General features: G+C 63.6%; 18 protein-coding genes and 1 tRNA gene. 10 read left to right on the top strand and 9 right to left on the bottom strand.

Going from position 1 to position 19,144, the window contains the following annotated elements; all coding sequences use genetic code 11:
- Nucleotides 1-243: 243 nt before the first annotated feature.
- Both G3A50_RS14640 and rutR read right to left on the bottom strand, forming a co-directional pair.
- On the bottom strand, nucleotides 244-882 hold the full coding sequence (locus G3A50_RS14640) for a DsbA family protein (protein ID WP_163075953.1): 639 nt from the start codon (nucleotides 880-882) through the stop codon (nucleotides 244-246).
- 53 nt (nucleotides 883-935) lie between these two features.
- Complete coding sequence (gene rutR / locus G3A50_RS14635) at nucleotides 936-1,658, bottom strand: HTH-type transcriptional regulator RutR (RefSeq protein WP_281355815.1); 723 nt, start codon at nucleotides 1,656-1,658, stop codon at nucleotides 936-938.
- Between the two features lie 108 nt (nucleotides 1,659-1,766).
- Here rutR and G3A50_RS14630 point away from each other — a divergent pair, with 108 nt between their 5' ends.
- Together G3A50_RS14630 and G3A50_RS14625 are read left to right on the top strand one after the other, a co-directional pair.
- A complete protein-coding gene (locus tag G3A50_RS14630; protein ID WP_163075951.1) occupies nucleotides 1,767-2,243 on the top strand; it encodes a cytochrome b in 477 nt (158 codons plus the stop codon).
- 6 nt (nucleotides 2,244-2,249) lie between these two features.
- Nucleotides 2,250-3,290 carry an esterase-like activity of phytase family protein gene (locus G3A50_RS14625; RefSeq protein WP_163075950.1) on the top strand — a complete coding sequence of 347 codons (1,041 nt, stop codon included), beginning with the start codon at nucleotides 2,250-2,252 and terminating at the stop codon, nucleotides 3,288-3,290.
- Between the two features lie 10 nt (nucleotides 3,291-3,300).
- Here the strand turns inward: G3A50_RS14625 and G3A50_RS14620 are convergent, their stop codons facing one another.
- Together G3A50_RS14620 and rpmB are read right to left on the bottom strand one after the other, a co-directional pair.
- Complete coding sequence (locus G3A50_RS14620) at nucleotides 3,301-3,924, bottom strand: queuosine precursor transporter (protein ID WP_163075949.1); 624 nt, start codon at nucleotides 3,922-3,924, stop codon at nucleotides 3,301-3,303.
- Between the two features lie 5 nt (nucleotides 3,925-3,929).
- Nucleotides 3,930-4,223, bottom strand: coding sequence for a 50S ribosomal protein L28 (gene rpmB, locus G3A50_RS14615; RefSeq protein WP_163075948.1), 294 nt, complete (start codon nucleotides 4,221-4,223; stop codon nucleotides 3,930-3,932).
- 395 nt (nucleotides 4,224-4,618) lie between these two features.
- On the opposite strand from rpmB, the gene G3A50_RS14610 reads away from it, so the two are divergent.
- From G3A50_RS14610 to G3A50_RS14585, 6 genes are all read left to right on the top strand, one after another.
- A complete protein-coding gene (locus G3A50_RS14610; RefSeq protein WP_484477007.1) occupies nucleotides 4,619-5,362 on the top strand; it encodes a DUF3108 domain-containing protein in 744 nt (247 codons plus the stop codon).
- A gap of 117 nt (nucleotides 5,363-5,479) precedes the next feature.
- Nucleotides 5,480-8,833: a helicase-related protein gene (locus G3A50_RS14605; RefSeq protein ID WP_163075946.1), complete on the top strand. Its 3,354-nt coding sequence runs from the start codon at nucleotides 5,480-5,482 to the stop codon at nucleotides 8,831-8,833.
- Between the two features lie 21 nt (nucleotides 8,834-8,854).
- Nucleotides 8,855-9,166 carry an RNA-binding S4 domain-containing protein gene (locus G3A50_RS14600; RefSeq protein ID WP_163075945.1) on the top strand — a complete coding sequence of 104 codons (312 nt, stop codon included), beginning with the start codon at nucleotides 8,855-8,857 and terminating at the stop codon, nucleotides 9,164-9,166.
- Nucleotides 9,167-9,253: 87 nt separating this feature from the next.
- Nucleotides 9,254-9,589, top strand: a complete 336-nt coding sequence (gene fdxA / locus G3A50_RS14595; protein ID WP_163075944.1) for a ferredoxin FdxA — start codon at nucleotides 9,254-9,256, stop codon at nucleotides 9,587-9,589.
- Between the two features lie 385 nt (nucleotides 9,590-9,974).
- Nucleotides 9,975-10,580: a CarD family transcriptional regulator gene (locus tag G3A50_RS14590; protein WP_163075943.1), complete on the top strand. Its 606-nt coding sequence runs from the start codon at nucleotides 9,975-9,977 to the stop codon at nucleotides 10,578-10,580.
- Between the two features lie 169 nt (nucleotides 10,581-10,749).
- A complete protein-coding gene (locus G3A50_RS14585) occupies nucleotides 10,750-11,634 on the top strand; it encodes an RNA polymerase factor sigma-32 (RefSeq protein ID WP_163075942.1) in 885 nt (294 codons plus the stop codon).
- A 6-nt stretch (nucleotides 11,635-11,640) separates the two neighbouring features.
- On the opposite strand, the gene G3A50_RS14580 is transcribed toward G3A50_RS14585, so the two are convergent.
- Both G3A50_RS14580 and G3A50_RS14575 read right to left on the bottom strand, forming a co-directional pair.
- Entirely contained in the window at nucleotides 11,641-13,098 is a 1,458-nt protein-coding gene (locus G3A50_RS14580; RefSeq protein WP_163077675.1) for a M48 family metalloprotease, read from the bottom strand.
- Between the two features lie 105 nt (nucleotides 13,099-13,203).
- Nucleotides 13,204-14,100, bottom strand: a complete 897-nt coding sequence (locus G3A50_RS14575; RefSeq protein ID WP_210255145.1) for a nuclease — start codon at nucleotides 14,098-14,100, stop codon at nucleotides 13,204-13,206.
- Between the two features lie 432 nt (nucleotides 14,101-14,532).
- On the opposite strand from G3A50_RS14575, the gene G3A50_RS14570 reads away from it, so the two are divergent.
- Both G3A50_RS14570 and G3A50_RS14565 read left to right on the top strand, forming a co-directional pair.
- Nucleotides 14,533-14,609: transfer RNA gene (locus G3A50_RS14570), tRNA-Arg, on the top strand.
- Between the two features lie 187 nt (nucleotides 14,610-14,796).
- Nucleotides 14,797-15,573, top strand: a complete 777-nt coding sequence (locus G3A50_RS14565) for a hypothetical protein (RefSeq protein WP_163075940.1) — start codon at nucleotides 14,797-14,799, stop codon at nucleotides 15,571-15,573.
- Nucleotides 15,574-16,114: 541 nt separating this feature from the next.
- Here the strand turns inward: G3A50_RS14565 and G3A50_RS14560 are convergent.
- The 3 genes from G3A50_RS14560 to G3A50_RS14550 are packed head-to-tail and all read right to left on the bottom strand — an operon-like array spanning nucleotide 16,115 to nucleotide 19,088.
- Nucleotides 16,115-17,002, bottom strand: a complete 888-nt coding sequence (locus G3A50_RS14560; protein WP_163075939.1) for an ABC transporter permease — start codon at nucleotides 17,000-17,002, stop codon at nucleotides 16,115-16,117.
- Nucleotides 16,999-18,015 (bottom strand): ABC transporter permease, encoded by a 1,017-nt coding sequence (locus G3A50_RS14555; protein ID WP_163075938.1) that lies wholly within the window; start codon nucleotides 18,013-18,015, stop codon nucleotides 16,999-17,001. The genes G3A50_RS14560 and G3A50_RS14555 overlap by 4 nt, the downstream gene beginning before the upstream one ends.
- The gene (locus G3A50_RS14550) at nucleotides 18,012-19,088 is read right to left on the bottom strand and encodes an ABC transporter ATP-binding protein (RefSeq protein WP_163075937.1); all 1,077 of its coding nucleotides are present in this window, start codon (nucleotides 19,086-19,088) and stop codon (nucleotides 18,012-18,014) included. The genes G3A50_RS14555 and G3A50_RS14550 overlap by 4 nt, the downstream gene beginning before the upstream one ends.
- Nucleotides 19,089-19,144: the final 56 nt, after the last annotated feature.

Genomic DNA, 19,144 nt, shown 5'->3' with positions numbered 1-19,144 from the left:
GTCTTTCGTAGACGCATATACGGTTTTGCGATTCTCCGGATAGGATATATCTATGACAGAAGAACGCCAGCTACGGCATGTATACTTCAGTCAGCCGAACATCAGAAGCCGGCCCAACGATTACTTTAAATAATCTCATACATTGAATTATCCGATGGCTCACAGTCCCCGGCCAAGGCGCAGCAAGCCGTGCACGGCTGTGCCAGCGCCGATCGCTCGGAACGGGGAAGAAAAGCCGCGGCGCTATTTACCGGCGGCGCGGTTGCGCGCGTCCTGGACGACATCGCGGAAGCCATCGTAGTCCAGCGCGGCAGCCACCTTGAACGGCCCGACCAGATAGACCGGCGTGCCCGGCAGTTCCAGCGCCTCGGCCTGTTCGTCGTTACGGCCGAGCAGCGCGCCGATTTCCCGGGCGTGCTTCTTCAGGTCGGCGGCCAGGATCTTTCCATCGACCCCCGCCTTTGTCAGCGCGGCATCGATCCGGTCAGCGGAGGCACGACCGCCAAGTTCCATCAGCGCCTTGTGGGCGGCCTCATACTTGTCCTGATACTTGGCTGCCAAAGCCAGCTGGGCGGTGGTGACGGAGCTTTTCGCGAGGATCGGCCAGTCCTTGTAGACGAGGCGGATACCTCCATCTTCTCGCACCAGGCGTTCCAGCTCCGGCATGGAGCGACGGCAGTAGCCGCAATTATAGTCGAAGAACGCCACCACGGTGACGTCACCCTTGGGGTTGCCACCGACCGGGGCTTCCGGGTCGAACAACAACGCCTCGACGTCGAGCGTGCGACCGGCGAGCTGGCTCTTGTTGGCGCCCGGCGCAGCGATCAGTGTCGCGGCAAGCGACACGCCGAGGGCTGAGCGAAGCAACGCACGGCGGTGCATGGCGAATTCCTTCCGGTGGCAGGCAATGTCGGGCGGGGCTATCGCCCCACACCTCAGGCAAGTGGGCGGGTGCGCACACCATCGAGAATGATGCGCTGAATGTTGCGCACAGCCTCTTCGGCAAACTGGCTGTCGTCCAGCCCTGTGTTGAGCAAGGCGCCGATCTGTACGGCAAAATCGGCGTAATGCTGGGTGGTGGACCAGATGGCAAAGATCAGGTGGTGCGGATCTACCGGTGAAAGACGTCCTTCCACAACCCAGGCCCGGATCACCTCCGCCTTGGCATCGACGAGTTCCTTCAGCGAGGTCTCCAGTTCACCCCGCAGCAGCGGCGCGCCCTGAACGATCTCGAGACAGAACAGCCGCGACGCCTCCGGATGCGAACGCGAAAATTCCACCTTGCGCCTTATGTAGTCGCCGATGCCCTTCACCGGGTCGCTGTCGCGCTCCAGCGCGCGCAGGGGCGCCAGCCACTGGTCCAGAAGGCGGCGCAGCACGGCGACATACACCTCCTCCTTGGAGGCGAAATAGTAGAAAAGATTGGTCTTGGAGACCGATGCCTGCTCGGCAATCTGCTCCACCGTGGTGCCATGCAGGCCAAAACGGGAGAAAAGCCCCAGCGCCGCGTCAAGGATAGCGGTGCGTTTGGCCTCGATCTGCTTCAGCCGGCGCGGCGTCTTCGGATAGACGGAGCGCTTGCCGGAATGTTGCGGTGCCGTCTTGGAGGAGGAGGACCCGACCCCAGCCTGGCTTCCCGATGATGCGGCACGTGGCAAATACGGCTCCTGCTCGTCTTGTCTGCCTGGTGACATGGCACGGAAAATATTCGCACTGCAATATGCAGCGCGCCCGCTGGATCGAATCGTTCGACAGGAGTGTCCGAGATGCCCACCCGTTACGACCGCGTCGCCATGAGCCTTCACTGGCTGGTCGCCGTGCTCGTGATCCTGCAGTTCGCCACCGGCTGGACATGGGGATTCTTCGAACGCGGCACGGAGCCGCGCTTCTATCTGTTCCGTACCCACCTGTTCTCCGGCTACGCCATACTGGCGTTGGCGGTGCTACGCACGGGTTGGCGGATCACGCATCGCGCGCCCGTTCTGCCGGCAGGCATGTCACGTCCTATGGAGATCGCGGCACATGCCACCCACGGCCTGCTCTACCTCTCCATTCTGGTGCAGCCGGTTCTCGGCATCCTCACCATAACCGCGATCGGCAAGAGCCTTGGCACCGGGCCGATCCATGTCGCGCTCGCCTATGTCATTGCCGCCATCGTGGCGCTGCATGTGGCTGCCGCCCTCTGGCACCATTTCATCCGTCGCGACGGGCTCATCGCCCGCATGCTTCCGGCACGAGACTGAAACCGAATGGCCTCAGATACGATGATGGGTTCACCGACCGGCGCCGGTGGAGGTCGTGGCGCTCGCCTGCGCACCGTGTTGTCGACGCTGCTTCTGATGGCTTGTCCCGGCGCCGGCGTGGCACAAACGGTTCCGCTCGACATCGCCGCGACGCCGCTTATGCGCTTCGATGCAAGCGGTGCTGTGGAGTTCGGCGCACTCGGCTTCCTCGGCGGACTGGTGCTCACCTCCACCTCACCGCAATTTGGCGGACTTTCGGGAATGTCGATTGAACCCGATGGCGCCCATTTCCTCGCTGTCACCGATCACGGCTTCTGGCTGAAGGGCCGGATAACCGCCGAGGACGACCGCCCCACCGGAATCAGCGGCGCAGTCATGGCGCCAATGCTCGGACCTGGCCGCAAGCCGCTCGCCAAATCGCGGCGCCGGGATGTCGAATCGCTGACCCGGACCCCTCTCGGCTACGTCGTCGGCATTGAACGCACGCAGGAGATCTGGCTCTTTCCCGGGCAGGCTCCGCTCGCCACGCCCGCCCGGCGCCTTTTCTCCGGCCCCCCGCTCGACGCGCTAGGCTCGAATGAAGGCATCGAGGCGCTCATCGCGCCGCCGGATAACGCCCCCGCGCCCCTGATCGCGATTGCCGAACAGAGTCCGACAAATGCCGGAATTCTGCAGGGCTTCCTGTTCGATCCGCTCGAACCGATGAAACTCGCCGGCTCGTTCTCACTGGCGCGCATTGACGAGTTCTCGGCAACTGATGCCGCGATCTCCGACGATCAGATGGTCTACCTGCTGGAGCGCCGCTTCGACCTGTTACGTGGCGTGGCCATGCGCATCCGCCGTTTTCCTCTCAGCGAGGTTCGGCCGGGGGCGGAGATCGTGGGAGAAACACTGATCACGGCGAACCGCGCCGCCTCCATCGACAATATGGAAGCGATCAGCCTTTACCGGAACGAAGCCGGCGAGCTCATCATCACGTTATTGTCGGATAATAATTTTTCGCTTCTACAGCGAACGCTTCTGCTGCGCTTCAAGGTCCTGCGCTAGCAGAAATAGCTTAGCGCGCGGGCGAACCCTGCACGCCGCCCCACGGCTTGAGCCACCCCATGAGCGCCCCATAGGGCACCAGGGAGAGCAGCGCGCACGCCATCTTCACCACGAAGTCGAAGAAGGCGAGACCGACCCACAGCGGCACGGTAATGCCGGTGAGATGATAGGTCACCGCAAACGACATCTCGGCATCGCCCGCAAAGGCGAGGGAGAAGAACAAGACCGTGTCGATCGCCGAGCCGAGAAAGCTGCCGGCAAGCGGCGCCTGCCACCAACTCATGCGACGCAGGCGGTTGAACACGCCGATATCGAGAAGCTGGCCGACCAGAAACGCCGTTCCCGACGCCAGCGCGATGCGCGGCGTCGCCAACCAGATCGACAGCACAACAGCGAGCGCGAAGCCGAAATAGACCACACGCCGCGCGACGGCAGGGCCGAAACGACGGTTGGTCAGGTCGTTGACCAGAAAGGCCAGCGGGTAGGTGAAAGCACCCCACGTCAACACCTCGGCAAGACCGAAATGTTGCACGGGGTACTGAACCAGCACATTGGACGCCGCCACCACTGCCATCATGGCAATCGCGGGGAAGGCGAGCTGCGAGATCGTGACCTCGGTGCCGGCGATCTTCATCGCTATCAGGCCGCCGCTGCCGCGTTGGCCTTCACCAGAGCGCGCCGCAGATCCGCCGCCTTCGGCGACAGCTCATCAACGCGCGCCTTCAGGAGGAACGCGTCGAGGCCACCGCGGTGGTCGACAGTCTTCAGCGCATTGGCGCTCACGCGCAGCTTCACCGACCGCTTCAGCACGTCACTGGTGAGCGTAACGTTCACCAGGTTCGGCAGAAAGCGCCGACGGGTCTTGCGGTTCGAGTGGCTCACGAGATTGCCGGTCAGAACCGCCTTCCCGGTAAGTTCGCACCGACGTGACATCGTGGACTTCCTCAAGTTCGAGCCGCAACGCCGCAGGCTGATCTTACAGCCGACGATCCCGCATGCGGCATCCATAGGATTAAGAGTGCGCTCCTATATGCAAGCGCCCGCCGCCCGTCAAGACCGCGTCACAGGGTCAGGGCGGGTTGTCCGCATTCACCGCCTCGCGATACCGGGCCGAGGACTGTCGCTTTCGTGAGGGAAGCGAGTCACAGTTCCGCCGCCTTCCCAGCCCATCCGAAACTGGCATATTTGGGACACCGGCGCTTCGCCGGCGATTCGGGATTGGCCTCTTGATGCTGCGGTTGTGCCTTACGGCAGTGGTTGCACTTGCCGGCGCTGGTGCGGTTACGAACCCCGCGCATGCGGACGGGCGCCTCGAAGCACGTTATCGCTTGTCGCTTGCGGGTTTGGAGCTCGGCAGAGCGGCCTTTCTGCTCGAAGTCGATGACAGCACCTATACCGCCTCCGGCAGTGCGCGGCTTACCGGCGTGGTGAGGGCTGTAGCTTCCGCCAAGGGAACGGCCGGCGCGCGTGGCCTTGTGGAGCGCGGCCTGCTGGCCCCTCGCACCTTCGCCATGGAGGCCGAAACAGACAAGAAGTCCGAGGCGATCCGTCTGGCGCTCAACAGCGCCGGCGTCACCGATATGAGCGTCGAGCCGCCGGTCAACCAGTCCGAGGACCGTGTCCCCGTGACCGAAAAGGACAAGAAGGGCGTTTTCGACCCCATGACAGCCACGCTGATCATGGTGCCCGGCACGCAGGACCCGGTTTCACCCAAAGCGTGCGAGCGCACCCTCTCCATTTTCGATGGTCGTCAGCGCTATGATCTCGCGTTGAGCTACGAGCGCATGGAGGACGTCAAAGCGGAGAAGGGTTATGCCGGCCCCTCGGTGGTCTGCCGCATCGCCTACCGCCCCGTCTCCGGCCACCGCCCCAGCCGCAAGGCGGTGAAATACATGACCGAGAACAAGGAAATGTATGTCTGGCTGGCACCTGTGGCGGGCACGCGGCTCTTGGTGCCGTTCCGCGCCGCTGTCACCACGGCCATCGGCGTGGCGCAGCTTGAGGCGGAGAGCTTCATAAGCGAGTCCATGGTCGACAAGCGTGCCAGTCCGTCCCGGGCAGCCGCCCCCTGACCACAGCGAGCACTTTAATTCTCTCATCCGGCGGGCAAAGGGACCGGCGGGGTCCTATATTTTGATGTCCTGTGCTACAAGAACTGGCTCCTGCCGGCTCGACGGACTTATCGGCCTATGAATATTGCCGCCTCGCCGGCTTCTTCCCGTTCAAGATCACCCAAGCCGCTCCCGCCCTCGTTGCGCGCGCGCGGGGTCACGGCTGTGCTCGGGCCCACCAATACGGGCAAGACCAGCCTCGCCATTGACCGCATGCTTGCCCACTCCTCGGGGCTCATCGGCCTGCCGCTGCGCCTCCTCGCACGCGAGGTCTATGGTCGTCTGGTCGAGCGTGCCGGTGTGGACAGTGTGGCGCTTGTGACCGGTGAGGAGCGCATCAAACCGGCCCATCCGCGCTTCTGGGTCTCGACGGTCGAGGCGATGCCGCGTGACCTCGACGTCGCCTTCGTAGCCCTCGACGAAATCCAGATATCGGCTGATCTCGACCGCGGCCACATCTTTACCGACCGCCTGCTGAACCGGCGTGGACGCGAAGAGACCCTGCTGCTCGGCGCCGCCACCATGCGCCCGCTGGTGGAGAAACTGCTGCCGGGGGTAAATGTCCTCGTGCGCCCGCGGCTGTCTCAGCTCACCTTTGCCGGTGAGAAAAAAATCACCCGCCTGCCCCGACGATCGGCCATCGTGGCTTTCTCCTCAGACGAGGTTTACGCCATTGCCGAGCTGATCCGCCGCCAGCGCGGCGGGGCGGCGGTGGTGCTCGGCGCACTGTCCCCGCGCACCCGCAATGCGCAAGTCGAAATGTACCAGAACGGCGATGTCGACTATCTCGTCGCCACCGACGCGATCGGCATGGGGCTCAATCTCGACGTCGATCATGTTGCCTTCGCCGGCGACGTGAAGTTCGACGGCTGGCAGTTCCGCAAGCTCAACCCCGGCGAACTGGCGCAGATCGCCGGACGCGCCGGGCGTGCGCAGCGCGACGGCACTTTCGGCACCACAGGCCGCTGCAATGCGTTCGATGCCGAACTGGTCGAACGGCTTGAGGCGCACAGCTTCGATGCTCATCGCGTTCTGCAGTGGCGCAACAGCGATCTGGACTTCTCCTCGATCGAGGCTCTGCACCGCACCCTCGCTCAAGCTCCGCGCGAGGAAGGGCTGACCCGGGCGCCCACGGCCGAGGATGTTCTGATCCTCGAAGGGCTCGCCCGCGACCCCGACATCCGCCGCCATGCGGCGGGAGCCGCCGCCATCGAACGGCTGTGGGAAGCCTGCCAGCTTCCCGACTATCGGAAGGTGTCGCCAGCCTCCCATGCGGACCTCGTCGCGACGGTATATAGCGACCTGATGCGCTTTGGGCGTATATCCACCGACTGGTTCGCCAAACAAGTGGCCTTGGCGGACCGTGCGGAAGGTGACATAGACACGCTGTCGGGACGTATCGCGCAGATCCGTACATGGACCTTCGCGGCGAACCGACCTGATTGGCTCGACGACCCGGAACACTGGCAAGGTGTGACGCGGCGCGTCGAAGATAGGCTTTCCGATGCGCTTCACGAGCGGTTGGCCCACCGCTTCGTGGATCGCCGGACCAGCGTGCTGATGAAGCGCCTGCGAGAGAACGCGATGCTCGAGACTGAAATTACGAAGACCGGCGACGTCGTCGTGGAAGGCCATGTCATCGGCCATCTGCTTGGCTTCCAATTCGCAGCCGATGCATCGGCCGGCGGCCCGGAGGCGAAAGCACTCCGCGCGACGGCGCAGAAAGCTCTCGCTGGTGAAATCGAGGCCCGCGCCGCGCGGCTCTCGGAAGCACCGGACGATGCCTTTGTGCTGTCCGCCGACGGCACGTTGCGCTGGGTCGGCGAACCCGTCGCCAAGCTGATCCCCGGCGAGGAGGTGCTGAGCCCCCGTCTCAAGGTCATTGCCGACGAGCATCTCACCGGCACCGCGCGCGATGGCGTGCAGGCACGGGTCGACCTCTGGCTCAAGGCGCATGTCGAAAAGCTGCTCGGCCCGCTGCTCGCACTTGGCGCAGCGGAGGACATCACCGGGATAGGACGAGGCATCGCCTTCCAGCTGGTGGAATCGCTCGGTGTTCTGGAACGCCACAAGGTGGCGGAGGAAATGAAGAGCCTCGCGCAGGAAGCGCGTGCCGTGCTGCGCGGCCATGGGGTGCGCTTCGGTGCCCACCACATCTACCTGCCGGCATTGCTCAAGCCCGCGCCGCGTGCGCTGGCGACCCAGTTCTGGGCGCTGAAGCATGGTGGCCTTCAGCAGAAGGGCATCGACGAGTTGCCGCATCTGGCGGCTTCCGGGCGCACCTCGATCCCGGTTGATCCGGAAATTCAGAAGGGCCTCTACCGCGCTGTTGGCTTCCGCGTTGCCGGCGAGCGCGCCGTGCGCGTCGATATCCTGGAGCGCCTTGCAGATCTCATCCGCCCGGCGCTCGCCTGGCGGCCGGGTGCTTCCGGAGAGAAACCGGCGGGCGCCTTCGACGGCAGCGGCTTCGTTGCCACTGTCGCCATGACGTCACTGGCAGGGTGCGCGGGCGACGACTTCGCCTCGATCCTGCGTTCGCTCGGCTATCGCATGGAGCGACGTCCCGCACCGGTGGAAGCTGAGGCGCCAGCGACACCGGAAACCATTACGGAAGTCGCGGCGGCCGAGACACAGGCCGCCGACGTTTCGGCCGGCGATACGCTGGCCTCTGATGCTGCGGCCGACGAACCGGTCGCCACCGAATCCGTTGCCGAGGCGACCGACACGGTCGAGCCGGCGACAACCGCCTCTGAGGCTGCCGCCCCCGCCGAGACGAGCGTCGCCGAAGCGGGCGAACCTACGCCTGCGCACGAGGCGGGCGCCGAAGCGGGCGCCCAGGAAGCTGACAGTCTGGGCGCAGAGACCCAGGAAGCGGCCACCGAGGCTGCCAGCCCCTCCGAAGCCGCACTCGCGGATGCAGCTGGTGAACCGGCCGTTTCCGCCGAGCCGGCGGAACCCGCCATGATCGAGGTGTGGCGCCCCGGCCGTCCGGCAGGACAGTCCCGCCCCAATCATCACCGCAAGGGCGGCGGGCGTCAGCCGCCGCGTGGTCAAGGCACGGAAGCCGCGACCGAGCGGCTTGAAGGCGAAAAGCATGATCGGCAGCCCTCCCGCGACGAGCGGCGGGAGAATCGCGGTGCCCCACGTAACGCAGAGGCCCGCGAGCCGCGCCGTAATCGCCCGGAGAGCCGACCGGACGGGCGTCCGGACGGCCGGGGCGACGACCGGCGGCCGGACAAGCGCGGGCAGGAGAACCGCAGCCATCGTCCGGCAAAGGACCAGGGCAACCGGCCACGTCCCGCGCAGGAGCGTTTCTCGTCCGGACCCCGGCCGGATTCGCGCCGCGACCGCCCCGTTGATCCCGATTCGCCCTTCGCCGCCCTCATGGCGCTGAAGGCACGCATGGAATCGGACAAGAACGGCGGCGGTTGACCGGAAAGCGGCCATTCGACCTTGGCCACCTTCCCAACGCCGCCAACCGAGCGCCAGCGCCTCGATCAGTGGCTGTGGCACGCGCGTTGCGTGCGCAGTCGCACAAGTGCGACGGCTCTGGTGCGCGCCGGGCACGTGCGGCTGAACGGCACCCGCATCACGTCACCCGGACATTCGATTCGGCTGGAGGACGTGGTAACGGTCGCGCTGGACGCACGCGTGCGCGTGCTGCGCGTGACGGGCTTCACCCAACGACGCGGGGATGCGAAAACCGCCGCGACCACCTATGTGGAGATCGGCGCCAGCAATCCGCCGGGCAGCCATGCGAACTGACGTAGCCAATCGCCTTGCGCCTCCCAGATCGGTGCGCTAGGGGATGGCCGTGGGCTAAATCACACGCCCCGCACGGAGACCGGATGAATGACCTACGTAGTTACGGATAATTGCATCAAGTGCAAATACACCGACTGCGTCTCGGTATGCCCCGTGGACTGCTTCTACGAGGGCGAGAATTTCCTCGTCATTCATCCCGACGAGTGCATCGACTGCGGCGTGTGCGAGCCCGAATGCCCGGCGGAAGCGATCAAGCCCGACACTGAACCGGGACTTGAGAAGTGGCTCAAGATCAACTCCGACTATTCCAAGACCTGGCCCAACATCACCGATCGACACGATCCTTTGCCCGACGCGAAGGATTGGGACGGTGTGCCCGACAAGCTACAGTATCTTTCTGCCGAACCGGGTAAGCAGGACTGATCCGAGGCGGCTCTCCCCTCGGCCTTCCATGCCCGCCGACCGCCGCGAGTGACTCAGGCGGACGCTTCGGCGTGCGCGCTGCATTGCGGCAGTATTTTGATTCCTGCTATGTTTGTGCTATAAGACTGCGTGTGCAGTCGAATGGGTTTGCCATGGTGCAACGCTCCCGATCCGGAGCGCCCTTCCCGGAATTCATGTCGGGTCTTCGTCCTACGTGCGGTTCAAGTCGCTCGAGGGGCTTCCCTGAATTTTCCGTCGACAGCTGAAGTACGGCTCGACATCCTGTCCGAGCCGCGGCGTTTCTTTACCCGCGAGCAGCCCTTGCGGGGTGGTTGCGCGCCATAATGGCGCGCGCTGCGAACCGAGACCCAGGAGCAGACGAAGCATGACCTCGACGAAGAAGCCGGCCAACAACATCCGCCAGGGTTTCAAGACGGGTGAACACATCGTCTATCCGTCCCATGGCGTCGGGCGTATCACGGCGATCGAGGAACAGGAAGTCGCGGGCTTCAAGCTGGAGCTGTTTGTCATTCAGTTCGAGAAGGACAAGATGACGCTGCGTGTTCCGGTGCCGAAGATCGCATCGGTAGGCATGCGCAAGCTCTCCGAGCCGACCATCCTCAAGAAGGCACTGGAAACCCTTAAGGGTCGCGCCCGTGTCAAGCGGACCATGTGGAGCCGCCGCGCACAGGAATATGAGGCCAAGATCAACTCCGGTGATCTGGTCGCCATCTCCGAAGTGGTGCGCGATCTGTACCGTTCCGAGGCTCAGCCCGAGCAGTCCTACAGCGAACGTCAGCTCTATGAGGCTGCGCTCGACCGTATGGCCCGCGAGCTCGCCGCCGTCGACAACCTGACGGAAACCGAGGCGATCAAGCTGATCGAGGCCAACCTGCTGAAGGGTCCGCGTCGTGTCGGCAAAGCCGAGGCGGAGGCCGAAGCTGAAGCCGAAGCAGAGACGACCGAGGAAGAATCGGAAGAAGCCGCCTGAGCGCGGCCGCCTCCTCCTGAACGAAAGAGCCCGGCTTCGTGCCGGGCTTTTTTGTGCGTCCGGAAGGCCAGCAGCGGAACCATTTCACGCCCACCACGTTGATGGTCAAATTGGCCCGGGGCGCGCCGCAGAGCGCGCGCCGGCCCGCTATCTCTTCCGGAGAGGGCGCATGAACCAGATGGGCAGCATACACGATCCCCTCCTGCGTGCGGCTGGAAAGGCCCCACTGCTTGAAAGGGAGCAAGAATACGATCTCGCCCGGCGCTGGTCCGAGCAGGGCGACCAGAAGGCATTGCACAGCCTCATCCATTCTCACATGCGCCTCGCGATTTCCATTGCCAAGCGGTTCCGAAATTACGGGCTGCCGATGTCGGACCTTGTGCAGGAAGGCCATATCGGCCTGATGGAAGCGGCGGCCCGCTTCCAGACGGCGCGGGACGTGCGCTTCTCCACCTACTCGACATGGTGGATCCGAGCCTCGATCCAGGATTACGTGCTGCGCAACTGGTCCATCGTTCGCGGCGGCACCTCCTCCGGGCAGAAGGCGCTTTTCTTCAACCTGCGCCGCATCCGCGCCAAGCTCGACAGTGCCAATGGCGGAGCCAGTGCGATCCCGCGCGAAGAGATGCATCGCTCGATCGGGCAAAGTCTGGGGGTGAGCCCTGTCGAGGTCGCCCGCATGGACGCCCGGCTCAATGTTCCCGACCTCTCGCTGAACGCGCCAATGTCGGCGAACGAGGACGAAGGCGCGGAGCGCATTGATCAGCTCATAGCGCCCGGCCCGCTGCCTGACGAACAGGCCTCGTCGCATATCGACGGCGAACGCCGCCGGCGTTGGCTCGAAGATGCCCTGCGAGCGCTGAACGAGCGGGAGATGCGCATCATCGCCGCGCGCCGCCTAGCCGAGGAAGGCGAGACGCTCGAGGTTCTCGGCGCACGGCTCGGCATTTCCAAGGAACGGGTGCGCCAGATCGAGAGCCGGGCCATTGAGAAGTTGCGCATAGCCCTGACGCAGGGTCCGGACGTTCCGCGGGGCGCCTTCGGGGCGGCCTAGCGATGGCTATTCGGCGATGATCTTGTACTGCTCGCCGTAGGACAGCTTCGCGCCGCGCTCGAGGCCATTGATGATCAGGAAGCGCTCCAGCGCCCTGTCCTGCACGTCCATGCGCGCGGCAAGCTTCTCCGGCGTGTCGGTGATGCCCGCGGTCACCACGCGGATGCGCAGCGGCTTCACATTGTCGGCTTCCTCAATCGACACCCGGCGGAACGTCTCCGCCGCTGCGCGGAAGGAACGATCGAGTTCGGGCGTCAGCTCCCGCGCGGCGAAGATTAGCCGGTAGACATCGCTTCCGAAGCGAATGGCGAACATGCGGAACGACCATTGATCACCCCGCGCCACCGCCGTCGCGGCCGGGAAGCCGTTCAGGACCAGGGTCTCGACGGAGGATATCTCCACCCCTTCGATCCAGCCGGACGAAAGATACTGCGCCAGTGACTGGTCGCCGGTGACGCGCACCGCATCGAGGCGCAACGCCTCGCGCCCGGATGTGCTGGCACCAAGCACGGCCTGCGAGGTGTTCTCCAGGGTGAAGCCGCCCGGAGCCGTGAAGGTGAAGCCGAGCTTGGGATGGAAGAAGCGCTGCCCCCGGATAAACCCTTCCTTGGGATCGTCGCCATACACGAGGCCATCGATCGCCTCCATATACTGTTTGCGATCCCGCTCCCCCGGCTTGCTGGGCGATGCATATTCGCGCGCGTTTGCCGTCACGATGGAAATCCGCTCCGGCGTCGCCGGATGGCTGGCGAGGAAGTCGGTCTGATCGGGAGAACTCGCGCTCTGGCCCATCGAGGAGGAGCTGGAACGCAGCGAGGACTGCCGGCCCATCGTCGTCAGGAAACGCTCGGCGCCATAGGGATCAAAGCCCGCCCGCGCGCTGATGCCGACGCCGATGGCGTCCGCCTCGAGTTCCTGTCCGCGCGAGAAGCTGGCGAGGGAAATTCGGCTGCGCGCCAGAGCCAGCGCTCCGAGATCCGCATCGTTGACGACATCGGAGATCACCCGGCTCACCAGCACCGCCTGCTTCATCTGGTCCTCGCGGGTGGCCGCGTGGTTCGCGATGACATGGGCCATCTCATGGGACAGCACGGAGGCGAGTTCGGAATCGTCGGAGGCCAGCGCCAGCAGGCCACGGGTCACGTAGAGCGATCCGTTAGGTAGCGCGAAGGCGTTGATCGCGGGCGAATTGAGGATTGTCACCCGGTAGTTCAGGTCCGGCCGCTCGGAGGCGGCGACGAGCCGGGTCACGGTGTTCTGGATCATCGCCTGCAGCTTGGGGTCGTCATAGGCCCCGCCATAGGACGCCACCAGCCGCTCATGTTCCTTGCGCTGCGTAGGGGTGAGCGTCTCTTCGAGCTTCGGCGGAGGCTGGGGCACCTTGGCATCGGCGGTGCGCGATTCATCGAGGCTCGCGCACGAAGCGGCGACAAGAGCAGCTCCACAGACCAGGACAAGCGTCATCCAGCGGCGCCCGGCCTGCCAGCCTGACTGCACCGCTCGCCTTGCCTCTCCGCGCTGCTGCGACGTCTTCACCCGTTCTCCGTCTGCTTGCCCACCATCCTCGGCTCAATGCTGCAGCTGTTCAACCCAGCGAATGTCGATCGCCGGGCCGCCGGCCTCGAACACGACACCACGCGCCGTAACCATCTGTCCCGCAAGGGTTCCGGTGGTTACGTCCGTCTGCTCCAGCTTTGCACGCGCCTCGCCCGTCAGCCGCAAGGTCGTGTCTTGACGCCAAACCCGGCCAAAATTGAGGTAATCCACAGCGCGTCCGTTTCCAACCCCGGTAATCCGCCCTGCCACGATTGTGAAACGCCCGATCTGAGCACGCACGGCGTCCGCGTCGCGCGCATCAAGCGGAAGACGGCGCCACAGGCCGCGCCTGCCCACGCGCGCGGGACGCTCTGCGAGAAGAAGCCTCTCCATGCAGCCCAGATAGCCTGTCTCCGGCACGCCCACCGCAACTCCCTCGCTCAACGCACGCTCCTGAAGGCTGGGCTTCATCGAGCCTTCATCTTCCGCCAGGCGAACGAGCCCGGCAAGCCGGCCATACCGGGCCGGCTCGTCAGTCACTGATGCGAAGACGATCGCGCGCCCCGCAACCTCACGTTTCAGCATGGCGTTGAAGATCGCGACGTCGCGAGCCTCGCGGGAGGCCACGGTCACAGCTGCCAGTCGCAGGGTACGCCCATCGGCCAGCACAATGTCGCCAAGACCATTGATCTCTTTCACGAGGACAGGATCGCTGAAGCTCGAAGGGCAGGTTTCGGCATCGGCACGCGCCGATTCCGAAACCGTCGCCCCGAGACCGAAGAGGACGACGCCGAGCAACACTCCTGGAAACCGGGCAAGCCGGGCGCGCACCGTTGAGCCACCCACACCGAACCTGCCCCGGCAGGCACCCCTTACCGGGTGATCGTGGACCGGCGCTTCAACGAAGCCATCCTTGCGCGCCGGGGGCATTTCTCCTCCACCTGAGCCTGACACCATCTCGGTGCTCCTGGCCGTTCCGCCTTCAGCAATGTCCGAGCATAGCGCCGATGCGCCGCGCCGCCCACCCGCTGACTGCTTCGTCTCGCCGTCGTCTCTCCCGCCTTCGTCGCCACTCCGATGACGCAGTAGATCAGGACCGGATCACGCAATGGGCGCGGCCTGAGAAGGACATGCCGCGTCATTGGCGAGAAGGGCCGTGCCGAGGGCGGCGCCTCTCCGCTTCTGTCGTCCCGTCGTCATTGAGCTCTAAAGAACACTCACATGAATTGAGGGGGCAGGATCACGCCACCCGGCCCCACCAAGTCGATGCGGAACAAGGGAACTGAGCGAGGACTTTCCTTCGCCCCGATTGGCCTGCCCTCTTGATCCGCACCCCCGATTGGAGTCATTTACGCTCGGTCTCTCCCGGTAGCTCAGCAGGATAGAGCACAGGTTTCCTAAACCTGGGGTCAGGGGTTCGATTCCCTTCCGGGAGGCCACCCAAAATAAGTCATTGATTTCATTATCTTATTTTCTTTCCAACCAGAATTTCGCTGTTTTTGGGAAGCCCCGCCTGTGCGGCCGATAAATGGTTTAATGGAACCTCACCCGCCGAGGTCGGCCTTCGACTCGTTGCGGGCCGTCTCTGATTGGTCGATCATCACTCAAGTTACGCGGGGGGGCACTATGCCGGAAACGGAAGACGATTGGCTCGATCCCGACATTCAAGCTCTTGAACTGGGTCAAGGCGAGAAGGCAGGCCTCCAAATATACCGGAACTACACGCGGTCGTTCGAGAGCCATGCAATACTGAAGTTCCGTGAATCTGTTGCGCGCGACCAGATCGATCTAAGCGATCTTGAGAAGCTTGTTCGGCTCTTGGGAGTGGAAGATTTGCGGTTTTTGCCGGTGGTCACCTGCGCGTATGGCGATGATCTCCTAAAGAATGCATTCAAGAAGACGCTGCCTAAAGGCATTCCGGGTGGAACGGCGGCGATGCTCAGTGGATACGGCCCGCTTTCTGACTTATCAAAACGTATTCGCCTAGCTTACGCGTTCGATGTTCTCTCTGCCGATCTAATGGAATCTCTTGATCGGGTTCGTTCCGCCCGCAATCGAATCTCTCATGATTGGGACTTGACCCAGTTTCAAGATTTTCATCTCGATGGCCGTGTGCCTGAACTCTTCCCCATCGAAGATGAGCTCAAAATTCGAGCGGTCGACTTCCCCGAACTTGCCTCAATGCTCGACTCAGCATCAGCCTTTCGAGTTCGTCTCATCTGGCTCTCAGGACGGCTGAAGTACGAGTCTGAGGCATATCATCTCGCCAAGAACGCTCGGCTTAGCCCTGCGCGAGCCCTATATGCAGACGGCGGAACGGCATGGTTAGTAAAAGTGGCAGCTGTGTGCATGGCCGAAACACGTGCAATTATCAGACGGTCTGAAACAAAGGTCGGAGCCTAGAGTCCGCTTTTCCACCCATTGCGGAGTCGCAGAATCTTGCGCGGCGGGGAGGATGCAAACACAACGCACATTATCGAACGGCGCCTCTATCGCCTCGCACCCGGGCCACAGGCCCGCCACAAGCGCGGGTTCCGGCGATCCTTGTGGGAAAGACGCGCCTGCGAAACCCAGCAACTGCGTGCATAAGATCTCTTTCCCACCAAGTACTAAGCCTCTGATTTATAAGACTCCGTCCAGTTCCTTCCGGGAGGCCATTTATTTCTAAGATACTGATTTATATACATTTCTTAATGACACTGCACATCACGCCAGTGGTGGGAGATATCTCGGATGTCCCCGCTCCGGGTGGCGATACCGCCGGCCCCGCTCGCGGTTTCGAGATTCAGCCCATGGGTTCGTGAGACTGACGGCACGGCAACATCTGCTCGGGGGCCTTCCGCAAGCCTGTTCCGCCTACGAGACCGATCGCGCCGACGGCCGGAGGGACCGCTCGCTTAACCGCGGCGAGCGGGACGGGTCAGGCTTGCCGCGGTCCGTCTATTCACGCCAATACGGCACCGGCATCGCCCGACAATTCCGTCTCCTCGGCCGCAATCGCGGCGCGCTGGCGGCGCGCAGCTGCCGCGTCCGCCCGACGCTTCACAACCTCATAGACCAACGCCCCCGCAAGCGTCGCCGCCACAATCATCACCGCCAGCGCACTGATGGCGGGCGTCGAGCCCTGGCGTACCCGACCCGCCAGCACGGTGGTCAGGGTCTTGTCGGCCAGAATGGAGAAGGTGGTCGTGTTGTAGTTCTCGAAGGAAGACAGGAAGGCCAGCACGCCGGCTGAGAACAACGCCGGCTTCAGAAAGGGCAACAATATGTGGCGGAACACCTGCGGATAGGACGCGCCAAGGTCGAGTGCCGCTTCCTCCTGCGCACGGTCAAAGCGCTGCAGCCGGGCGAGGATGATCAGCATGCAATAGGCGGAAATGAAGCTCGCCTGGCCGAGAACGGTCAGCACCACCCCGTCATACAGAAAGCGGGTGCCGGTCACCCCGGTAAACTGCCGCCAGAACACCACCGTCGAGATGCCGATGATGATGCCTGGCGTGAGCACCGGTGACACTACGACGAGATAATAGGTCGAACGAATGCGAGGCTGAATCTGCGTCATCACGATGGCGCCGGCCAGCCCCACGGGCACCGAGATCGCCACCACAAGCAGCCCGATCCACACGCTCATCTGCAACCCGTACATCATGTCCTGATCGGCGAAGAGATCCGAGAACCAGGACAGCGTGAACCCTTCGAACGGCCAGACCTGCGGGTATTGCGATGTGTTGAAGGACGACACACCCATAACCGCCAGCGGGCCGAGCAGGTACAGGAAGAATATCGCGATATAAATCGCGAACATGACGCGCTGAAACGCCCCGGTCTTCATCGCGTGATCTCCCCGAGGCTCAGCCTGAACACCTTCAGAACGACCAGCACGAAGACGATGCAGCTGACGAGCAGGATGAAGGCATACGCCGCCCCCTGGGGCCAGTTGAAGGCCTGATAGAAGCGGTCGTAAACGATGGGGGTGAACCACAGCGTGCGCGGCCCGCCAAGCACCAGCGGCGCGGCGAGCGCGCCGGCCGTGAGCATGAACACCAGCGTGCAGCCCGATGCGATGCCCGGCTTGGCGTGCGGCATGACCACGAAGGCATGAATGTGCCACCAGGGCGCGCCCAGATCCCGCGCCGCCTCGATCTGGTTCCGGTCCAGGCTCTCAATGGCGTTGTAGAGCGGAAAGATCATCATCAGCAGATAGGCGTAGCTCAGGCCCATATAGAGCCCGACATCGGCGCCGAGAAAATCGATCGGCTCGTTCACGGCACCCACGCCCATCAGCATCTGATTGATGATGCCACCCGAGGATAGCAGCACACGGAAGGCGAAGGCGCGAAGGATCTCGTTCACCCAATAGGGAATGATGAGCAGCAGCAGCAATACCCTGAGCCGCGCGGCAGTGGCCGACTGCGCCATATGAAAGGCTAGGGGGTAGCAGATCGCGAAATTGAGCAGCGTGATGGCGACGCTCGCCCCGATCGTGAGGAAGAAGGCCTTGATATGCAGCCAGTTCCATTCTTCGGTCGACGTGGTCGAGCCGAACAGGAAGTAGCGATAGTTCTCCAGCGTGTAGAGGTCTTTGGGTCCGCCCATCTGAGACGGCGGCAGCTTGGGACGGAAGGACATGTCCACCATCGCCAGCTGCGGCAGCAGAATGATGAAAAACGCCCAGAAGCTGACCGCAATGACCAGATAGAGGCCAATCGCCATTCCATTGCGCTGGAAGAAGCCGGGGCCGGTCGCGATGCCCATACGGCGCTCATAGGCGGCGAGCGCGAAGAAGATGAACGCCACCGCGATCGGCAGCCCGAAGACGAGAGCTATGCCGCCGGGCCCACTCATAAGGTGCGCTCCGGTCTGGCGAGCAGCAGCCCGTCCTCGGGTTGGAAGCCGATGTGCAGGCGTTGCCCTGATTGTGGCATGCCCGCCCCACCTGCAACCGTCGCTGTCACTTTCTGACCTGTCCGCACGCGCAGGGTCACATGGGTAACGCTGCCCTCATAAGCGACGTCCAGCGTCTCGCCATCAAAGCCGGAGGCCAAGCCACCGACATTGAGCTTCATCGCCTCAGGCCGCACGAAGAGAAGTGCTTCCTGACCGGCGGGCAATCCAACCGGGTTGCGTCCCTTCAGAATGCCGAGCGGCGTCTCCAACGTCGCCATGCCGTCCTCGGCCGAAATGACGCGGCCACGAATAGAGTTGTTCTCGCCCACGAAGGAGGCCACGAACGGCGTGCGCGGTTCGGCATAAACCGAGCGCCCGTCGCCGACCTGCTCGATAACGCCGGCATTCATCACCGCTATGCGATCCGACATCGTCAGAGCTTCGCCCTGGTCGTGCGTAATGTAGATGAAGGTGATGCCCACCCGCTTTTGAATGGCGCGAAGCTCCGCACGCATGTGCTGGCGCAGCTTGAGGTCGAGCGCTGACAGCGGTTCGTCCAACAACAGGACAGATGGCTCCACCGCCAGGGCGCGGGCGATGGCGACGCGCTGCTTCTGGCCACCTGAAAGCTCGGAAACCTGCTTGTGGCCATGCTCGGAGAGCGCGACCTGGATGAGCAGGTTCTTCACCTTTTCGTCACGCTCGTGTCGCGGCACGCCGCGCACGCGCAGGCCGTAGCCGATATTTTCGGCCACCGTCATCATCGGGAACAGGGCAAGGTTCTGGAAGATGAGCGCCGTCGGCCGCTTGTTCGGACCGATGCCCTTCATGTCCTTCCCACCGATGCGCACGGTACCGCGCGTCGGCTCGATGAAGCCGGATATGGTCCGCAGCAACGTGGTCTTGCCGCAGCCCGAAGGGCCCAGGAAGGAGAAGAACTCGCCCGGCTCAATGGTGAGATTCGCCTCACGTACCGCGACGAAATCCCCGAAGGTGACGTTCACGCCCTCTAGCTCGACGGCTGCGGCCATTGGTTCTCCAACTCAGCGGAATTTGCGATGACGGCCCAATGGGCCGCTGCTGCGCC

It is taken from the genome of Ancylobacter pratisalsi, from assembly GCF_010669125.1.
Classification (GTDB): Bacteria; Pseudomonadota; Alphaproteobacteria; order Rhizobiales; family Xanthobacteraceae; genus Ancylobacter; species Ancylobacter pratisalsi.
This window is presented reverse-complemented; position numbering and strand designations above follow the sequence as displayed.